The sequence below is a fragment of the Candidatus Binatia bacterium genome (assembly GCA_036382395.1).
Taxonomy (GTDB): domain Bacteria; phylum Desulfobacterota; class Binatia; order HRBIN30; family HRBIN30; genus JAGDMS01.
This window is the reverse complement of record DASVHW010000363.1, coordinates 1-3313: the sequence shown is the minus strand read 5'-3', so window position 1 is coordinate 3313 and position 3313 is coordinate 1. Positions and strand designations below refer to the sequence as shown.

General features: G+C 64.2%; 3 protein-coding genes. All 3 read right to left on the bottom strand.

Going from position 1 to position 3313, the window contains the following annotated elements; all coding sequences use genetic code 11:
* Window positions 1-272: cobalamin-dependent protein (locus VF515_17500; protein ID HEX7409428.1), on the bottom strand; the 272-nt coding region annotated here is incomplete at its 3' end.
* Window positions 269-1864 (bottom strand): methylmalonyl-CoA mutase family protein, encoded by a 1596-nt coding sequence (locus VF515_17495; protein HEX7409427.1) that lies wholly within the window; start codon window positions 1862-1864, stop codon window positions 269-271. The genes VF515_17500 and VF515_17495, both read right to left, overlap by 4 nt.
* Entirely contained in the window at window positions 1861-2655 is a 795-nt protein-coding gene (locus VF515_17490; GenBank protein HEX7409426.1) for an SDR family NAD(P)-dependent oxidoreductase, read from the bottom strand. The genes VF515_17495 and VF515_17490 overlap by 4 nt, the downstream gene beginning before the upstream one ends.
* Between the last annotated feature and the right edge of the window lie 658 nt (window positions 2656-3313).

Genomic DNA, 3313 nt, shown 5'->3' with positions numbered 1-3313 from the left:
CCGCCGACGACGACGGGCAGCTCCAGCTCACGCTCGCGTAGGAGTCCCATCAGTTCGTCGACGTACTCCAAGTACTCCCATGAGTGGCAACTCAGGCCGATGACGTCGACGTCTTCTTCGACGGCCGCCTTGACGATGCCGGCGGGCAGATTGAACCGGCCGGCGTAGATCACTTCTATGCCGGCATCACGCAGCAGACGCGCCACCGCGATCGCTCCCACCTCATGCTGGTCGAGCCCCAGCATACCGATCCAGACGCGAATCCGCTTCACGCCGGGGGCTCCATCATGCCGAACGGATCATAGGCGAAGCCGTAGGCCGTGCGCATCACGCCGCTGATCTCACCCATGGTCACGCCGGCCTCCATGGCGGCGATGACCGCAGGCATCAGGTTCTCGCGTGTCGTGCAGGTGCGGCGAATGCGCGCGAGTGCCGCCGTGACATGCGGCTGATTGCGCCCGCGCTTGAAGGCGCGGATGCTTTCGATGCGCTCCCGGCAGGGTTCGAACTTCCGCTCCACGACCTCGCGGAGCAGTCGGTCTTCTTCGTCGGGGATTCGGAGGGCGTTGACGCCGACCTGCACCTGTGCGCCCTCCTGCAAGTCTCGCGCGTAGCGTTCGGTGGTGTCCTGAAAGAGCGCCCGAAACCAGCCGTTGTCACACAGCGTGGCCGGGTCTCCCATCGACTCAATCCGCGCCACCATGTCGCGGATGCGTTGCTCGATCTCGTTGGTGAGCGCTTCAATGAAGTACGAGCCGCCCATGGGGTCGAGCACCTTGGTGACGTTGGCTTCGAGCTGGATGATCTGCTGGGTACGCAGGCCGACCAGGTGTGCCTCTGGACTCGGCGTCCGGAACGCCTCGTCGAACCCGGAGATCTCGATCGCTTGCACACCCGCCAACGCCAGCGCCAGGGCTTGCACGGTGCCGCGGACGACGTTGTTGATCGGCTGCTGGGCGGTGAGCGACAGCCCGGAGGTATGTGAGGCGATATTCACTGCCAGTGATCGCGGGTCCTGCGCGCCGAACTCCTCGCGCAGCATGCGCGCGAACAGGCGCCGCGTTGCCCGGATCTTGGCGATCTCGGTGAAGAAATCCATCCGGCAGTTGACCAGGATGGCAATGCGCGGCGCGAAGCTGTCGATGGCCAGGCCGCGGCGGAGGAGTTCCTTTACCAGGTGGCGAATTTCGACGAATCCGAGCGCCATCTCCTCGACGGCATCGAGCCCGCCCTCGCTGATGTAGTAGGTGTCTTCGAGAAAGGCGTGGAACTTCGGCATCTCGCGCCCGGCGAAGTCGATGGCGTCCGCGGCCAGGCGCAGTCGGAGATCGAAGGGCATGTGGGTCGCGTAGCCGCAATCTTCGCAGTAGAACGGCGCTTGCACCGTCGAGCCACGTAGGCGGGCCGGATCGATTCCGCGCGCCTTGGCTGCGACATACAGGCCGGCGATGGCAAACGTCGGCGGGAGTGAGTTCGAGATCGTCAGGCTATCGAGCGCCAGGCCGTCATAGAGTGCGAGATAGTCGTCCAGGCGGCAGAGCGAGACCCCTTGGGTACCAACGGCATGCGCGGCGGCGGGATGGTCCGGATCGAGGAGCGCCATTGTGGGTGTGTCGCCGATGACGTCGAGCCCCATGGCGCCCTTGCCGATCAAGTACTTGAACTGGGCGTTGGTGCGCGCCGGGTCGCCTTCTCCCGACAGCTCACGCTGAATCCAGGCGATACCATCTTGGCGCGGGCGTCGTCCGCGGGTGTACGGATAGGTCCCCGGATCGTTGAGCGACTTCTCGTACGAGACGTCGGCGATGTCTTCGGGCCGATAGACCGGCTTGAGTGGAATCGGTGAGTGCGGCGGACGGGTCATCCGGGCTTGCGGCTTTCGGCGACTTCGCGGCGGCTGCCCAGCGAGCTGGTGTTCAGGCGCAGTCCGCCGTCGATGGGGATCTCCGCGCCGTTGATGAACGCGGCCCGATCGGAAACCAGGAACGCGATCAGATGCGCGACTTCCGTCGTGCCGCCCAAGCGGCGGCAGGGGATGGCAGCCACGGCGCCGTCACGGATTTCAGCCGGCATGGCGTTGACCAGTTCGGTGCCGATCAACCCCGGCAAGATAGCATTGCAAGTAATGCCGGCACGCGCGTACTCGAGCGTCACCGTCTTCGTGAGACCGAGCAAACCCGCTTTGCTGGCTGCGTAGCCCACTTGATTGTGGAGGCCTCCCAGCGCCGCCACCGACGAGACGTTGATGATCCGGCCCCACTGCCTCGCTGCCATGTCGCCAATGACTTCCTGGATCATGTTGAAGGCGCCCGAAAGGTTCACGGCCAGCTCCCGCTGCCAGGCCTCGCTGCTCATGCGCGCCAGCGGCGCGATGTTGTTGACGATGCCGGCATTGTTCACCAGCACATCGATCGGCCCCAATGCCTTCCGAATCGTCTCGACGCCGAGGTGGATTTGTGCGGCGTCGCTGATGTCGAACACGGCGGCGGCGGAGCGGCGGCCCAGCTTCACGATGGCCGCGGCGGTTTCCTCGACCTCCGACAGGATGTCCACCAGCCCAACGTCGGCGCCTTCTTCCGCCAGGACCAGCGCCGTGGCGCGGCCGATTCCTCTGGCGGCACCCGTAATCAGCGCCACCTTGCCCTGAAGGATCACTGCAAAGACTCCTCTTCTACGCTGAGATTTCTATCACGTCTCCGATGCAGCCATCCAGTCGGCGAACAGCTGGGTGCTGTTCTAACTGCGGCGTAGCTATCAGCGATCAGCCGTCAGCCAAGCTCACGAGAACCCAGCCAAAAGGCAGAGGTTGCGAGTTCCGGGCTGAGAGCTGACCGCTGATGCCCAAGCACCAACAGCTGAGCGTAGGTCTTAGCTGTGGTCATGAACTTCGTTCACCCTCGGATCATGAAGAATAGAGCCCGATACCCGCTTGGATCCCTTCCCCTGTTGCCACCCTTCGACTGGGCTCAGGACAGGCTTCCGGCCACGGGGGAAGGATGGAGGCTGTTTTTTGGAGCAGCCTCAACGCGAGCGTCAGCCGCCGCGCGGCGCCTCGCAAGGGCTTGAACGACAACCGAACCTGAACATGACCAAGCCACCATGAGTCCAGCGCAGAGCGCGGTCGGCTGCACGCATTGTTGGGCGGCGTTCTGCTTCGAAAATGCTACGTGGCGTCGTAAGGCCAATGCGCGAAAAGCGCGGCAGCGGTCCCCGTGGCGAAATCGATGGTCACTGAGACAAGCGCCTGCCCGACGTCGGCTGCGGCTTGTATGTCCCTGAGTACCGCAATGCCGTCTATTCGTGCCGCGCGCAG

Bases quoted from the DNA above. Each gene is read 5' to 3' on its own strand.
- VF515_17495 (HEX7409427.1), bottom strand. From the start codon at position 1,864: ATGACCCGTCCGCCGCACTCACCGATTCCACTCAAGCCGGTCTATCGG.